Annotated in this window: 12 protein-coding genes and 1 tRNA gene; 4 read left to right on the top strand and 9 right to left on the bottom strand. The window is 43.8% G+C overall.

All coding sequences use genetic code 11. From position 1 onward, the window contains the following. From LVY74_RS03695 to glnT, 5 genes are all read right to left on the bottom strand, one after another. Nucleotides 1-417 (bottom strand): hypothetical protein, encoded by a 417-nt coding sequence (locus LVY74_RS03695; protein WP_237813889.1) that lies wholly within the window; start codon nt 415-417, stop codon nt 1-3. 103 nt (nt 418-520) lie between these two features. Then, nucleotides 521-1,855 carry an FMN-binding glutamate synthase family protein gene (locus tag LVY74_RS03690; RefSeq protein WP_111891815.1) on the bottom strand — a complete coding sequence of 445 codons (1,335 nt, stop codon included), beginning with the start codon at nt 1,853-1,855 and terminating at the stop codon, nt 521-523. 27 nt (nt 1,856-1,882) lie between these two features. Then, nucleotides 1,883-2,602, bottom strand: coding sequence for a protein glxC (locus LVY74_RS03685; protein WP_237813888.1), 720 nt, complete (start codon nt 2,600-2,602; stop codon nt 1,883-1,885). Between the two features lie 31 nt (nt 2,603-2,633). Next, nucleotides 2,634-3,557 (bottom strand): class II glutamine amidotransferase, encoded by a 924-nt coding sequence (locus LVY74_RS03680; RefSeq protein WP_237813887.1) that lies wholly within the window; start codon nt 3,555-3,557, stop codon nt 2,634-2,636. A 127-nt stretch (nt 3,558-3,684) separates the two neighbouring features. Beyond that, nucleotides 3,685-5,076 carry a type III glutamate--ammonia ligase gene (gene glnT / locus LVY74_RS03675; RefSeq protein WP_237813886.1) on the bottom strand — a complete coding sequence of 464 codons (1,392 nt, stop codon included), beginning with the start codon at nt 5,074-5,076 and terminating at the stop codon, nt 3,685-3,687. A gap of 293 nt (nt 5,077-5,369) precedes the next feature. Here glnT and LVY74_RS03670 point away from each other — a divergent pair, with 293 nt between their 5' ends. After that, nucleotides 5,370-5,966 (top strand): helix-turn-helix domain-containing protein, encoded by a 597-nt coding sequence (locus tag LVY74_RS03670; protein ID WP_151709216.1) that lies wholly within the window; start codon nt 5,370-5,372, stop codon nt 5,964-5,966. Between the two features lie 176 nt (nt 5,967-6,142). On the opposite strand, the gene LVY74_RS03665 is transcribed toward LVY74_RS03670, so the two are convergent. Next, on the bottom strand, nt 6,143-7,384 hold the full coding sequence (locus LVY74_RS03665) for a CaiB/BaiF CoA transferase family protein (RefSeq protein ID WP_237814102.1): 1,242 nt from the start codon (nt 7,382-7,384) through the stop codon (nt 6,143-6,145). Between the two features lie 143 nt (nt 7,385-7,527). Continuing rightward, the gene (locus LVY74_RS03660) at nt 7,528-8,754 is read right to left on the bottom strand and encodes an acyl-CoA dehydrogenase (protein ID WP_237813885.1); all 1,227 of its coding nucleotides are present in this window, start codon (nt 8,752-8,754) and stop codon (nt 7,528-7,530) included. Nucleotides 8,755-9,011: 257 nt separating this feature from the next. Here LVY74_RS03660 and LVY74_RS03655 point away from each other — a divergent pair, with 257 nt between their 5' ends. Continuing rightward, complete coding sequence (locus LVY74_RS03655) at nt 9,012-9,959, top strand: LysR substrate-binding domain-containing protein (RefSeq protein WP_237813884.1); 948 nt, start codon at nt 9,012-9,014, stop codon at nt 9,957-9,959. A gap of 90 nt (nt 9,960-10,049) precedes the next feature. Here LVY74_RS03655 and LVY74_RS03650 read toward each other — a convergent pair. Further along, nucleotides 10,050-10,125 (bottom strand) — tRNA-Gly (locus tag LVY74_RS03650). 63 nt (nt 10,126-10,188) lie between these two features. After that, nucleotides 10,189-11,610 carry a cysteine--tRNA ligase gene (gene cysS, locus LVY74_RS03645; protein WP_237813883.1) on the bottom strand — a complete coding sequence of 474 codons (1,422 nt, stop codon included), beginning with the start codon at nt 11,608-11,610 and terminating at the stop codon, nt 10,189-10,191. Nucleotides 11,611-11,826: 216 nt separating this feature from the next. Between cysS and LVY74_RS03640 the strand changes: the two genes are divergently transcribed. Then, nucleotides 11,827-12,804, top strand: a complete 978-nt coding sequence (locus LVY74_RS03640; RefSeq protein ID WP_237813882.1) for a KpsF/GutQ family sugar-phosphate isomerase — start codon at nt 11,827-11,829, stop codon at nt 12,802-12,804. A 3-nt stretch (nt 12,805-12,807) separates the two neighbouring features. Next, nucleotides 12,808-13,347, top strand: a complete 540-nt coding sequence (locus tag LVY74_RS03635; protein WP_237813881.1) for a KdsC family phosphatase — start codon at nt 12,808-12,810, stop codon at nt 13,345-13,347. The last annotated feature ends 21 nt before the right edge of the window (nt 13,348-13,368 follow it).

Genomic DNA, 13,368 nt, shown 5'->3' with positions numbered 1-13,368 from the left:
TCAACTTGCATCAAATGAAACGATTTGGCATGGAATTAAAGCATCTTCATCGTGTAAATACACGGCACATAGACGATGATAGCCATCGGCAATAATCACTTTATGCTGAGCAAGATCTCGAACAAGTAATAATGGAGAAAGCGCTTTTTCCTGTTCAATCTTGGTGATATCTCGTGCCACATGAAAATTATGCGCATCGAGCAAGGGAAGCTGTGCTGCACGAAAAATATCTTTGGCTTTGAATTGACTGATGGGTTGTTTTTGTAACTGATCGAGCAATTTTTTCACTTGGATGGGATCAAGAATCAAAGAGAGATAGGAACTCGCAGCGGGATAGTCATGGGCTTCAGGTTGTGTTAACCAGACAATGCTTGGTTTTAATTTTTTATTACTATTGTCCATGATCTTTAAACTCATTGTTATTTCAATAATTACTTGTCAAGAATAACAAATCATCGCTGTAAAAGTCTGTAATAAAAAAGCGAGCACATGGCTCGCTTTAATGGGGGATTTAAATCACTTAGAACTGAACTTGACCAGGTACCCAGTTGGTTCCTGCCAGTGGCACACGTGCCATCGCTGCTGCTTCAACAGTGAGCGCCACCAAGTCTTCAGGGTCAAGGTTGTGCAAGTGTGATTTACCACAAGCACGTGCCATAGTTTGTGCTTCAAGTACCAACACACGTAAGTAGTTTGCTAAGTGGCGACCACCTTCAATCGGGTCAAGGTTTTTAGCTAACTCAGGGTTTTGCGTGGTGATCCCAGCAGGGTCTTGACCATTTTGCCAGTCATCGTAATAACCTGATGCTGAACCAATTTTTTTCAATTCATCATTTAAGCGTGGATGGTTATCCCCCAGTGCAATCAAGGCTGCTGTACCAATTGCGACTGCATCTGCACCCAGTGCCATGGCTTTTGCCACGTCTGCACCTGTACGAATCCCGCCTGACACGATCAACTGAACTTTGCGGTGCATTCCCATTTCTTGCAATGCCTGAACCGCTTGTGGAATGGCAGGTAAAATTGGAATACCGACATGTTCAATAAACACTTCTTGAGTTGCAGCCGTACCGCCTTGCATACCATCGAGTACGATTACATCTGCCCCTGCTTTGACTGCAAGTTTGACATCGTAATATGGACGGCTTGCCCCGATTTTCACATAAATTGGTTTTTCCCAATCGGTGATTTCACGGATTTCGGCAATTTTAATTGCAAGATCATCTGGGCCTGTCCAGTCTGGGTGACGACAGGCACTGCGTTGATCGACACCGACTGGAAGTGTACGCATACCTGCCACACGTTCAGTCACTTTCATACCCAAAAGCATACCACCACCGCCTGGTTTTGCACCTTGACCAAGGACAATTTCAATCGCATCGGCTTTACGCAAGTCATCTGGGTTCATGCCATAACGTGAAGGCAGGTATTGATACACCAAAGTTTGTGAATGACCACGTTCCTCAGGCGTCATACCACCATCACCCGTTGTTGTTGATGTGCCGACCATGGTTGCACCACGTCCCAACGCTTCTTTAGCATTGGCAGACAATGCACCAAAGCTCATTCCTGCAATCGTTACAGGCACTTTCAGGTGAATCGGTTTTTTGGCAAAGCGTGTGCCAAGTACCACATCGGTTCCGCATTTTTCACGATAACCCTCAAGTGGATAACGCGACATACTTGCACCCAGCAATAACAAGTCATCGAAATGGGGTAATTTGCGTTTTGTACCCCCACCGCGGATGTCATAAATCCCTGTAGCGGCAGCACGTTGAATTTCCTGAATCGTTAAACGGTCAAACGTAGCAGATTCGCGTAATACTGGTTCAAATTGAGTAGTAGATTGAGTCATCGTAAATATCTCCGAGCCACGTTTGGTTTAGTAAGCAGATGCGTTGTCGACTTTGAAGTTGTACAGTTGGCGTGCTGAGCCATAGCGTTTGAAGGTGGTTGGATCTTCATCAAATCCCGCCTGTTCCAACAACTCGGATAACTCAGCAATATGTTCTGGGCGCATTTCTTTTTCAATACAGTCTGAACCCAAAGATTTCACTGTGCCTTTGACATAAATGCGCACTTCATACAGTGAATCACCCAATGCATCGCCTGCATCGCCACACACCACCAAGCGTCCTGCTTGTCCCATAAAGCAGCTCATGTGTCCAATGCTGCCACCCACTACAATGTCCACGCCTTTCATCGAGATGCCACAGCGTGCGCCTGCATCTCCATCAATCACCAACAAACCACCGTGTGCTGTTGCGCCTGCTGCTTGTGACGCATTGCCTTTAATGCGAACTGAACCTGACATCATGTTTTCAGCAACACCAACACCCACGTTTCCGTTCACAATCACATCGGCTTCTTGGTTCATGCCTGCGCAGTAATAACCTGCATGCCCGTCAATGGTCACTTGTACAGGGGCTTTCATGCCGACCGCAATATTGTGTTGACCTGCTGGGTTGTGTACCGTCCATGCAGGAATCGCAGCCACTAATTCAGGGGTATGTAATGCCTGATTGAGTTCGCGAATGCTGTCCACGCTCAAATCATAAGTGTCTTTTAATTCGATTTTGTCTGCCAATACTGTGCTATTCATCGTCTTTATTCCTCTAATCTGTTTTTGGTTTTTATGCTGCTGCGCCAGTCTTGGCTGTTGAGCGTTCCCAGACATATAAAGTCGCTGGTTCTGGTTCCCAAACTTTGGCTTTGTCGATGTTTGGAAGTGAAGCCAATGCCTGATATTCAGAAGCCATTGCCACATAGTCATCGGTTTCTGCCAACACTGCTGGTTTGCAGGCAATCGGATCACGAATCACGGCGAAACCGTCACGTGTACCAATCGCAAAAGTAAAGAAACCATCCAAGTCATCAAGGGCATGATTCAGCGCTTGTTCGAGGTTGTCCCCTTCTTGTAAACGCCAAGCCAAATAACCTGCAGCCACTTCAGTGTCGTTATCGGTTTCAAAATGAATGCCTTCGCGTTTGAGTTCCTGACGTAAACGCGCATGGTTCGACAATGAACCGTTGTGCACTAAGCAAAGATCTGCACCCGTTGAGAATGGGTGGCTGCCCTCCATAGTCACCGCACTTTCAGTTGCCATACGGGTATGCCCGATAATGTGGCTGCCTTTCATGTTGGCTAAGCCAAAGCGTTCAGAAATTTCCACAGGTAAGCCCATGCCTTTTAAAATTTCGATGCTTTGCCCAACGCTCATGATTTTCAGTTCAGGTGCAAGTTCAGTAATTGCTGCACGAACGGTGGTTTCATCTGCTTCGACTTTCAGCACGGCTGCGGTTGCATTTTGGAACCAGTCAAAGCCTGTACCGAGTTTTGCTTCCAGTTTTTCTGCAAATGCTTGCCAGTTAAAGCTTTCATCCGTGCTTTGTAGGGTCAGTTTGACCCAGCCATCTTGTACTTCATCGCCATAGATCGCAAAGCCTGCGCTGTCTGGGCCACGTCCAGTCATGGCTTCAAGCATCGGTTCAAACAGTTTGCCCAATTGAGATTCGAGCGCTGGGTTTTTTAAATATAGTCCGACAATGCCACACATAATGCTTACTCCAATAGATTCGATGGACTTCTTTCATAAATCCCTTTCATTTCTCCCTATGGGAGAAAAACAAAGAGGGCGTAAACAATGATCAAAGAAGTTTAATTCTGTTGATTTATCTTAAAATTTAGAAAAATTCGGTATAACGCTTAACTTCCCAGTCAGACACATGTCGACTGTATTCAACCCATTCCATGCTTTTTTGATCGATGAATTCATCCACGATTTCTGTACCCAGTTTTTCACGGAACAGTGGATCTGCTTTGAGTGCATCGACTGCCTCTTTAAGCGACTGTGGCAAGGTTTCAATGCCACGTGCAGCGATTTCTTCCAAGCCAAGGCTGTACAAGTTTTCATTGCAGGCGGCTGGTGGCGTCAATTCACGTTCAATGCCATCTAGACCTGCCGCAATAATTGCCGCTGAAACCAAGTAAGGATTACAGCCTGCATCTGGCAGACGTAGTTCGATACGACCATACGGAATACGCACCATCGCTGAACGGTTGTTAGAACCGTAGGCAATAAATGCAGGTGCCCATGTCGCACCAGACAATGAACGACCCACTACAAGGCGTTTATAAGAGTTCACGGTTGGCGCACAGAACGCACAGAGTGCTGGGCCATGCTCAAGCAAACCTGCAATGAAGTGATACGCCATTTTGGATAAGCCCATACCACTTGGGTCACTTGGGTCATGGAATAGGTTGCTAGATTCTTCACTGCCAATTGACAAGTGGAAGTGCATACCGTTGCCCGCACGTTTTGGATCTGGTTTCGGCATAAATGAGCAGATCATGCCTAAATCGTTAGCAATTTCCCCTGCTGCCATGCGGAAGAACGTGAACATGTCTGCCGAATTCATGGCATCGCTGTAGGTATAGTTGATTTCAAACTGACCGTTGGCATCTTCATGGTCAATTTGGTAAATGTCGAAACCCACAGGAATAAGCGCTTCAGTTAAACGTTCTAAAAATTCACGTGAACGCGATAAACCTTTATAGTCATAGCAAGGTTTATCGAGGTTATCTGAATCATCCACCATTTTGAGTGAACCATCTTCACCACGGCGAAATAGGCTAAACTCTGGCTCTAGACCTGTATTCAATGTCCAGCCTTTCGCACTTAAACGCTCAACTTGTTTACGCAAAACATAACGTGAATCGTAAGGATGCGGCTGACCATTGACATAGCCTTCGCACACCACACGACCATAACCTGGTTGCCATGGCACAGGGGTTAAGTTCGACAAATCGCCTTTCACCATAAAATCTGGCCCATGCGGCTGCATTCCCATTCCCGAGATGGCAAAACCCGCAAAGCCTACACCATCTTTTTCAATGGCTTTTAAGCCAGAAATCGGCACAGACTTGGTTTTTGCAGCACCATGAATATCGACAAACTGAGCCAATACATATTTTAATTGGTACTGATCAATCACCTGCTGAACCTCTGGACGATACATCGGTTTTTTGATGAGTTGATGTTGATCAAACATCTCGGTTACGGCTTGCTGCAACATTTGGCATACTCCCATATGACAAAAACTGAATGTGGTGCAGAAAATGCATCTTTCTGTGCTTACATGGTTTAAAAATTCCATTTAAGAAATTTTCTTTCCTATTAAGAAAGCAAATCCCTTGCCAACTTTTAAGCAACAGACGAAATTTGTGAATGAGAGGTAAAATTTGACTATATTTCCAACAAGAATATATATTTCACAATAGGAATTTTATTTTTTAGCGAAGTTCGGTTGTGCTTTGCAGTAAAATACACAGCAAGATCAGTATCAAAATAGTGCAGGAATGAACCAGAATGAGACAAAGTAAAAATAGTTTAAAGCTTGAACAATATATTGGCATTCAAATCAAACGTAACCGCCAAGAACAGGGTTTAAAATTGTCTGAGGTTGCACAGATCGCAGGAATTAGTCAGGGCATGCTCAGTAAAATTGAAAATGCTCAGGTTTCGACCAGCCTTGAAACCTTAAGCCGCTTATGTGAAGTACTCGGTATTCCCATGTCGACTTTATTTAGCCAGTACGATCAGCAAGAGAGTCATGCCATGTTGGTGAAATCGGGTGATGGTATGGAAGTGGTTCGCCGTGGCACAGAAAAAGGACATACTTATCATTTATTGACCCATTCACGCGGCCCACGTAAAAACTTTGAAGCCTATTTGGTCAGCATGGACGATGCCAGTGAGGAGTTCCCGACTTTTGCTCATCCAGGAACAGAAATGCTGTATTTAGTCGAAGGTGAATTGTTGTATCGTCACGGGCATGAAGTGTTTCATATGCAACCAGGCGACTGTTTAACTTTGGAAGGTGAGATTCCACACGGCCCAGAAAAACTGATTCAGGTTCCGATTCGCCTGCTCTCGGTGATGAACTACGCACAGCCGCAGGAATAAGTTTTCAGGTACAGACAGGCATAATGTCATTTCAAAATGCCTGTCAATAATAGATCATTAATATTAAAAGTTCCTTCTCCCTTTGGGAGAAGGTTAGGATGAGGGTATTTATATTGTGATTTATTGTTTAGAAAATGACTTATGAAATAAAGTCGAATAATCCTTTTTTCTCGATCTTATTCCACACCCACCACATCATCTTGCTCAGTAAAAGCCTCAATCACTCCTGTAGCTGCGAGCTGCCTTAGTTCGCTCTCACTACGATACCGTTTTAAGACCGTCCAAGTGTGCTCCCCTAAACGAGGGGGCGCTTGACGGTATTCAATCGGTGTACCCGACAGTTTAATCGGCGAAGCAATCATTTTAAATTCAGCATTTTGCGGATGTGGCACATTTACCAACATATTGCGCGCCTGAATCTGTGGTTCCTGTAATGCTTCTGCAATCGAGTTAATCATGCCTACAGGGACTTGTTTCGCATGAATACAATCCACCCAAAATTGGGCATTTTGAGTTAAAAAGTGCTGCTCCAATTGCTGAACCAAAACATGACGGTGTTTCACCCGATCCTGATTTGAACGAAAATTAGGATGATCCCCAAGGTCTGGTCGCTGAATGGCCATACACAGAGCTTTAAACTGCTTGTCATTTCCACAGGCAATAATAAAGTCTTTATCTTTTGCTTTAAATGTCTGATACGGCACAATATTCGGATGCGTATTACCCATCCGCACTGGGGATTTTTCTGTCAGCAGATAATTCATGCCCTGATTGGCCAAACCCGCAACCTGAACATCAAGCAGTGACAGATCAATATGCTGACCTTTTCCAGTCGTGAGACGTGACCACAACGCCGCCTGTATTGCAATGGTGGCATACAGCCCTGTTTGTAAATCCGTTACAGCAACCCCAACTTTTTGCGGCACATTTTCAGGTTCACCTGTAATGCTCATCAGTCCCGCCATACCCTGAATAATAAAGTCATAACCAGGTTCAGCCGCACGTGGCCCTGTCTGCCCAAAACCTGTAATCGAACAATACACTAGTCGAGGATTGATCTTGCTGAGGCTGGCATAGTCCAGACCGTATTTAACTAAAGAGCCTGCCTTATAGTTTTCAATCAGCACATCGGTATTTTTAACCATGTCCTGAATCAGCAATTGCCCTTGTTTTGAGGCGATATCAACCGCGACTGAATATTTATTACGGTTTGCCGACTGATAATAACCCGCTTCTCGGGTGGCATCTCCCTGTTCATCGGGCATCCACGGAGGTCCCCACATACGGGTATCGTCCCCCAGTTTGGGACGTTCGATCTTGATCACCTCCGCCCCTAAATCTGCGAGAATCTGACCACACCAAGGGCCAGCCAGCACCCGACTCAAATCCAGTACACGCAACCCTGTTAATGCACCCATTGCTCCATCCCAATTATTTTTATGATGTGTCATCCCAATTTCAATTTGCCTGTACTGCCATTCCCTCGGCATTTTGAAATTTTAAATCTCCTCAAGATGCCCACAACGAGCATCTCCAAGAATTTTTAATGAAAAGGTTTTATCTAGTTGGCAAATGCAGCAATGCCTGTTTGCGCACGCCCCAAAATCAAGGCATGAATGTCATGTGTACCTTCATAGGTATTTACAACTTCAAGATTAACCAAGTGGCGGGCAATCCCGAACTCATCACTAATCCCATTTCCACCCAACATGTCACGAGCGAGACGAGCAATCTCTAATGCCTTGCCACAATTGTTACGTTTAATTAAGGATGTGCCTTCCACTGCGGCAAGACCTTCATCTTTCATACGCCCAAAACGCAAGGCGATCTGTAAGCCGAGTGCAATTTCGGTTTGCATATCCGCCAGTTTTTTCTGAATAAGCTGATTGGCTGCAAGCGGTCGACCAAACTGCTGACGGTCGAGTGTGTATTGACGCGCGGTGTGCCAGCAAAATTCTGCGGCGCCCATCGCCCCCCATGCAATGCCATAACGTGCACTATTCAAACAGGTAAATGGGCCTTTTAAACCACGAACTTCAGGAAAGGCATTTTCTTCAGGGACAAAGACATCATCCATGACAATTTCTCCTGTAATCGAAGCACGCAACCCCACTTTGCCGTGAATTGCAGGTGCAGATAAACCTTGCCAACCTTTTTCTAAAATGAAACCGCGAATATCACCAACATTGCCTTCTTCTGACACTTCTTTTGCCCAAACGACAAATACATCGGCAATCGGGCTATTGGTAATCCACATTTTTGAACCTTTCAGGCGATATCCACCTGCCACTTTTTTGGCACGTGTTGACATGCCCGCAGGATCTGAACCGTGATCAGGCTCAGTCAACCCGAAACAGCCAATATATTCACCTGTTGCCAGTTTCGGCAGATATTTCTGTTTCTGCTCTTCTGTCCCAAACTCATTAATCGGGACCATCACCAAGGAACTTTGTACACTTGCCATAGAACGATAACCCGAATCAACCCGCTCGATTTCACGGGCAATCAAACCGTAACTAACATAGTTCAAACCTGCTCCGCCATATTGTTCAGGAATGGTTGGCCCAAGTAACCCCAACTCCCCCATTTCTCGAAAAATGCGGGGATCTGTGGTTTCATGGCGGAATTGTTCAAGCACACGGGGCATAAGTTTATCTTGACAGTAAGCCGCTGCTGCATCACGAATCATGCGTTCTTCTTCGGTGAGTTGTTGTTCGATCAGAAATGGGTCTTGCCAGTTAAATTGGACACGTTCAGATTTTTTTGTTGTTTCCAGCATTTGATTCATTGCTTTCCTAGCCTGTTCTGGTTGATCTTTTCATTCATGCTACGATCAAGTTCTCGACTCAGGCAAACGATTCTTTTTCATGCAGACATGCGGTTTACGCATATCTTATTTCACAAAAAATGATCCAACTTTAAAAAGTATTTTAAATACAATGAATTTTATATTTTTATAAAATGAAGATTTTATTTTTAAGGACAATCTATGTTATTTATAAATACCTTATTCTAAAAATCCACCGATATGACAAGGATCGTAATATGCGTCGGATGATTCCATCTTTACAGTCACTGTTGTGCTTTGAATCTGCCGCCAAACATAAAAGCTATACCCACGCTGCGCAGGAACTGTGTATTACTCAAAGTGCTGTTTCTCGACAAATTCAGCAATTAGAAGAATTTTTAAATCTGAGTTTATTTCAACGTACTCGCCACGGCGTGGAATTGACGCTGGCAGGCGAACAGTATTTTAAAAATATTAAATCTTCATTATTGAACATTGAACAAAGCACGATGGATCTCATGTCGCACAAAGGGCTTGGCGGCACACTGAAACTCGGCGTTGTTCCTACTTTCGCGACTCGTTGGCTGCTGCCTCGACTGTATCGCTTCAATCAGATCTATCCTGAAATTACGGTGCATCTTGAAACCAGCACCAAACCCTTTTTATTTAGTGAACATATTTTTGATGCTGCAATCTACGCAGGTACGCCGTCCCAACTTGAAAACTGGCCTGAGGCAAAGGTTGAATTTCTCATGCAGGAAGAGGTTGTTCCTGTCTGTTCGGTTCAGCTCATTCAAAAATATTTCCCCGAAATGGATCTGAATGCAATTGATTTGACTCCGCAGCAATTGAGCCAATTGCCTTTGTTGCAGCAAACGACGCGACCTTATATCTGGAAAGAATGGTTCAATGCAGCAGGTTATGACTATCCTTCCACAATGGATGGACAACGCCATGAGCTTTTTTCCATGCTTGCAGTTGCCGCAACACATCACATGGGCGTGGCACTCATTCCTCAGATGCTACTTGAGAAAGAATTAAACAATGCTGATTTAGTGATTGCCTCTCGATTTAAGCTGGTCGGTTCGCGTTCTTATTATTTTGTTTATTCGGAACAACAAAATAGTGGTTTGATCTTGAAGTTTGTAGAGTGGCTTAGTCAGGAAGTTCAGGCTTATCAGCATAGTGCGACGTGCTTAATCTAACATCATCAAAACCTAATGAAATCAGCTTTACTCTAATTTTAAACACCATAAAAAAAGCCCCAAGATTTAATCTTGAGGCTTTTTAAATTTTGGAGCGGGAAACGAGACTCGAACTCGCGACCCCAACCTTGGCAAGGTTATGCTCTACCAACTGAGCTATTCCCGCAATATGGACGCATTATAGAGTGTTTCAAAAAGCTGTCAACTCTTTTGGTGTCCAAGTGGTGATTTAATCAGCACGACGCCAAACAGTCCCTTGACGGGTATCTTCCAAAACCACACCTTGATCCAGCAATGACTGACGAATTTCGTCCGCTTGAGCAAAATCTTTGGCTTTTTTGGCATCTTTACGTTGCTGAATCAAATCTTCGATTTGTTCTTCAGACAATCCTAAAGCGTCCTGACCGATATCTGACTTTAAGAAGTCCTCAACATTGTGCTGTACCAAACCTAAAATGTTGGTCAGATGACGTAAGGTTGAATAATAAACCGCTGCCTGTTCAGTATTTTCTTCTTTCACCGCACGGTTCAGTTCTTTGTTGATTTCAAACAATACCGCAATGGCTTCAGCAGTATTAAAGTCATCACGCATAGCAGCATTAAAACGCTCAACCAGTGCTTGATCTAAAGTTTCAACCGTTTTTTCGCCATACACCTGCTGGTAAGCCTTAAATGAATGGTAGAAACGGCTAAGAGCAGTTTTCGCTTCTTTTAATGCCACATCCGAGAAATTGACTGGGCTACGGTAATGTGAAGACACGATAAAGTAACGAATCACTTCAGGATGGAATTTGTCCATCACATCGCGAATGGTAAAGAAATTGCCTAAAGACTTCGACATTTTCTCACCATCGACATTAATAAAGCCGACATGCATCCAGTAATTCACGTACTGTTCGCCTGTTGATGCTTCACTTTGTGCAATTTCATTTTCATGGTGCGGGAACATTAAGTCAGAACCACCACCATGAATATCAAAATGATTGCCGAGGCAGCAGGTTGACATTGCTGAACATTCGATGTGCCAACCTGGGCGACCTTGCCCCCAAGGTGAAGCCCAAGCAGGTTCATTTTCTTTGGCATGTTTCCAAAGCACAAAGTCAAATGGGTGCTTTTTCTCGACTTCTACATCGACACGCTCTGAAGCGCCTGCTTGCATATCTTCAAGCTTACGACCCGACAAACGACCGTATTTAGCAAACTTTTCAACTTGAAAATAAACATCGCCATTACTTGCAGGATACGCTGTGCCATTATCCACCAAATTCCCGATCATGCTTTGCATCTGGTCAATGTATTCGGTTGCACGTGGTGCTTCATCTGGGTGCAAACAACCCAGATTTTCAGCATCTTCATTCATGGCCTGAATAAAACGATCGGTCAATGCGGTGATGCTTTCACCATTTTCATTGGCACGTTTAATAATTTTGTCGTCAATATCGGTGATATTGCGTACGTATTTGACATTCCAACCCTGACTACGCAAGAAACGAATAATGTAATCAAATGCAACCATGACTCGAGCATGCCCAATATGACAATAGTCATAAACGGTCATACCGCAAACATACATGTCGATATGCCCTGCTTTACGGGGTACAAATTCAACTTTTTTACGTTGCTCAGAGTTATATAAAACAAAGGGTTGCATATAAAGTCTTCAAATGTTCAAACTAAAGATGCCTCATCATAACTGATGCACAATATTTCACAAAGTCTTATCCCTAAAAAATATAAGATAAGCAAAAAGACACGCTTTGCAAAAGTTTGTCTGGCATATTCTGTGCTAAGATAATTTTGATTGTTTTGTTAAACCGTGAATAAGTATTTAATATTGGTAAGGTAATTAACTTTGAATTTTCCAAGTATGATCAATTCCATTGATTTTAAAAAAGTCGCTTTAGAAACTTTAAAAATTGAACAGCAAGCCCTTGACGTTTTAGCAATAGAAATTGATGAACGTTTCGTAAAAGCCTGTGAAATTATCTTACAGTGCAAAGGTCGTTTGGTTGTTACAGGCATGGGAAAATCTGGGCATATTGGTCGTAAAATGGCAGCCACATTTGCTTCCACAGGTACGCCATCTTTCTTCATGCATCCAGGTGAAGCAGGTCATGGTGACTTGGGTATGCTGGTCAAAGGTGATGTCCTGATTGCCATTTCCAACTCTGGAAAAAGTGATGAGATCATGATGCTCATGCCTCTGATTAAACATCTAGGTGTACCTTTGATTACCATTAGCCGCGACACTAAAGGTCCAATGCCACAAAATGCAGATGTGGCACTGACACTTGGCGCAGCTGATGAAGCTTGTCCGCTAGGTCTTGCACCCACTTCAAGTACCACAGCGACACTGGCATTGGGTGATGCGTTAGCTGTTGCTTTACTAGAGGCACGCGGCTTTACCTCTGATGATTTTGCGCGTTCACATCCTGCAGGCGCTTTGGGTAAACGCCTGTTACTCCATGTAGAACATCTGATGCATAAAGGAAAGGATCTTCCTAAAGTTTTACCAACAGCACCAATGAGTCATGTTCTGTATGAAATGACGGAAAAACGCTTAGGCCTAACCACAATTGCAGATGAAAATGATCAATTATTAGGTGTCTTTACCGATGGTGACTTGCGTCGCCTACTCAGCAAACAAAGTAGTATTAATCTCAATATGCCCGTTGCCGAAGTAATGACTCATCATCCTGCTACAATTTCTGAACATGCCCGTGCGGTTGATGCCCTAGAACAATTGCGTGATAAAAAAATCCACCAATGTATTGTCACTGATCAAGAACATAAAGTCATTGGTGTCATTGGTATGCATGACCTTATTCAAGCTGGAGTAGCATAAAACATGGCATCTTATGTGTTATTAGAACAAGCAAGCCACATTAAGGCTTTGGTTTTAGATGTCGATGGTATCTTAAGTGATGGTTTTGTCACTTTTACGAACACTGGTGATGAAATCAAATCTTTCGATATTCGTGATGGTTTAGGCATGAAACTGGTACAAGATGCTGGTTTAAAAGTCATTATCATCACTGGACGAAAAAGCAATATCGTAGAAAAACGCATGTCTGACCTGAAAGTCGATTTGGTTTTCCAAGGTCGTGAAGACAAAGGTGTAGCACTTCGTGAAGCATGTGCGCAGTTCAACCTATTGCCAAAAGACTGTTTATATATGGGAGATGACTGGCCAGACCTTTCTGCATTTGCGATTGCAGGGATGAAAGTCACTGTTCCAAACGGTCACGTTGAAGTGCGTCGTCGGGCAGATTTGGTGACTCAAGCAATGGGTGGACGTGGTGCTGTACGTGAAGTGTGCGATATGCTGCTACAAGCCCAAGGTGTTTATCAAGAATTACTTGAAAAATTCACTGCTGTCCCGCATTAAGTAGCATTTGTTTGATAAACT

The sequence above is a fragment of the Acinetobacter sp. ME22 genome (genome assembly GCF_022012315.1).
In the GTDB taxonomy this organism is placed as follows: Bacteria; Pseudomonadota; Gammaproteobacteria; order Pseudomonadales; family Moraxellaceae; genus Acinetobacter; species Acinetobacter brisouii_A.
This window is presented reverse-complemented; position numbering and strand designations above follow the sequence as displayed.

Bases quoted from the DNA above. Each gene is read 5' to 3' on its own strand.
- LVY74_RS03680 (WP_237813887.1), bottom strand. From the start codon at position 3,557: ATGTGTGGCATTGTCGGACTATATTTAAAAAACCCAGCGCTCGAATCT.
- LVY74_RS03695 (WP_237813889.1), bottom strand. From the start codon at position 417: ATGAGTTTAAAGATCATGGACAATAGTAATAAAAAATTAAAACCAAGC.
- LVY74_RS03640 (WP_237813882.1), top strand. From the start codon at position 11,827: ATGATCAATTCCATTGATTTTAAAAAAGTCGCTTTAGAAACTTTAAAA.
- LVY74_RS03665 (WP_237814102.1), bottom strand. From the start codon at position 7,384: ATGGGTGCATTAACAGGGTTGCGTGTACTGGATTTGAGTCGGGTGCTG.
- LVY74_RS03690 (WP_111891815.1), bottom strand. From the start codon at position 1,855: ATGACTCAATCTACTACTCAATTTGAACCAGTATTACGCGAATCTGCT.
- LVY74_RS03660 (WP_237813885.1), bottom strand. From the start codon at position 8,754: ATGAATCAAATGCTGGAAACAACAAAAAAATCTGAACGTGTCCAATTT.
- LVY74_RS03655 (WP_237813884.1), top strand. From the start codon at position 9,012: ATGCGTCGGATGATTCCATCTTTACAGTCACTGTTGTGCTTTGAATCT.
- cysS (WP_237813883.1), bottom strand. From the start codon at position 11,610: ATGCAACCCTTTGTTTTATATAACTCTGAGCAACGTAAAAAAGTTGAA.
- LVY74_RS03670 (WP_151709216.1), top strand. From the start codon at position 5,370: ATGAGACAAAGTAAAAATAGTTTAAAGCTTGAACAATATATTGGCATT.
- glnT (WP_237813886.1), bottom strand. From the start codon at position 5,076: ATGTTGCAGCAAGCCGTAACCGAGATGTTTGATCAACATCAACTCATC.
- LVY74_RS03635 (WP_237813881.1), top strand. From the start codon at position 12,808: ATGGCATCTTATGTGTTATTAGAACAAGCAAGCCACATTAAGGCTTTG.
- LVY74_RS03685 (WP_237813888.1), bottom strand. From the start codon at position 2,602: ATGAATAGCACAGTATTGGCAGACAAAATCGAATTAAAAGACACTTAT.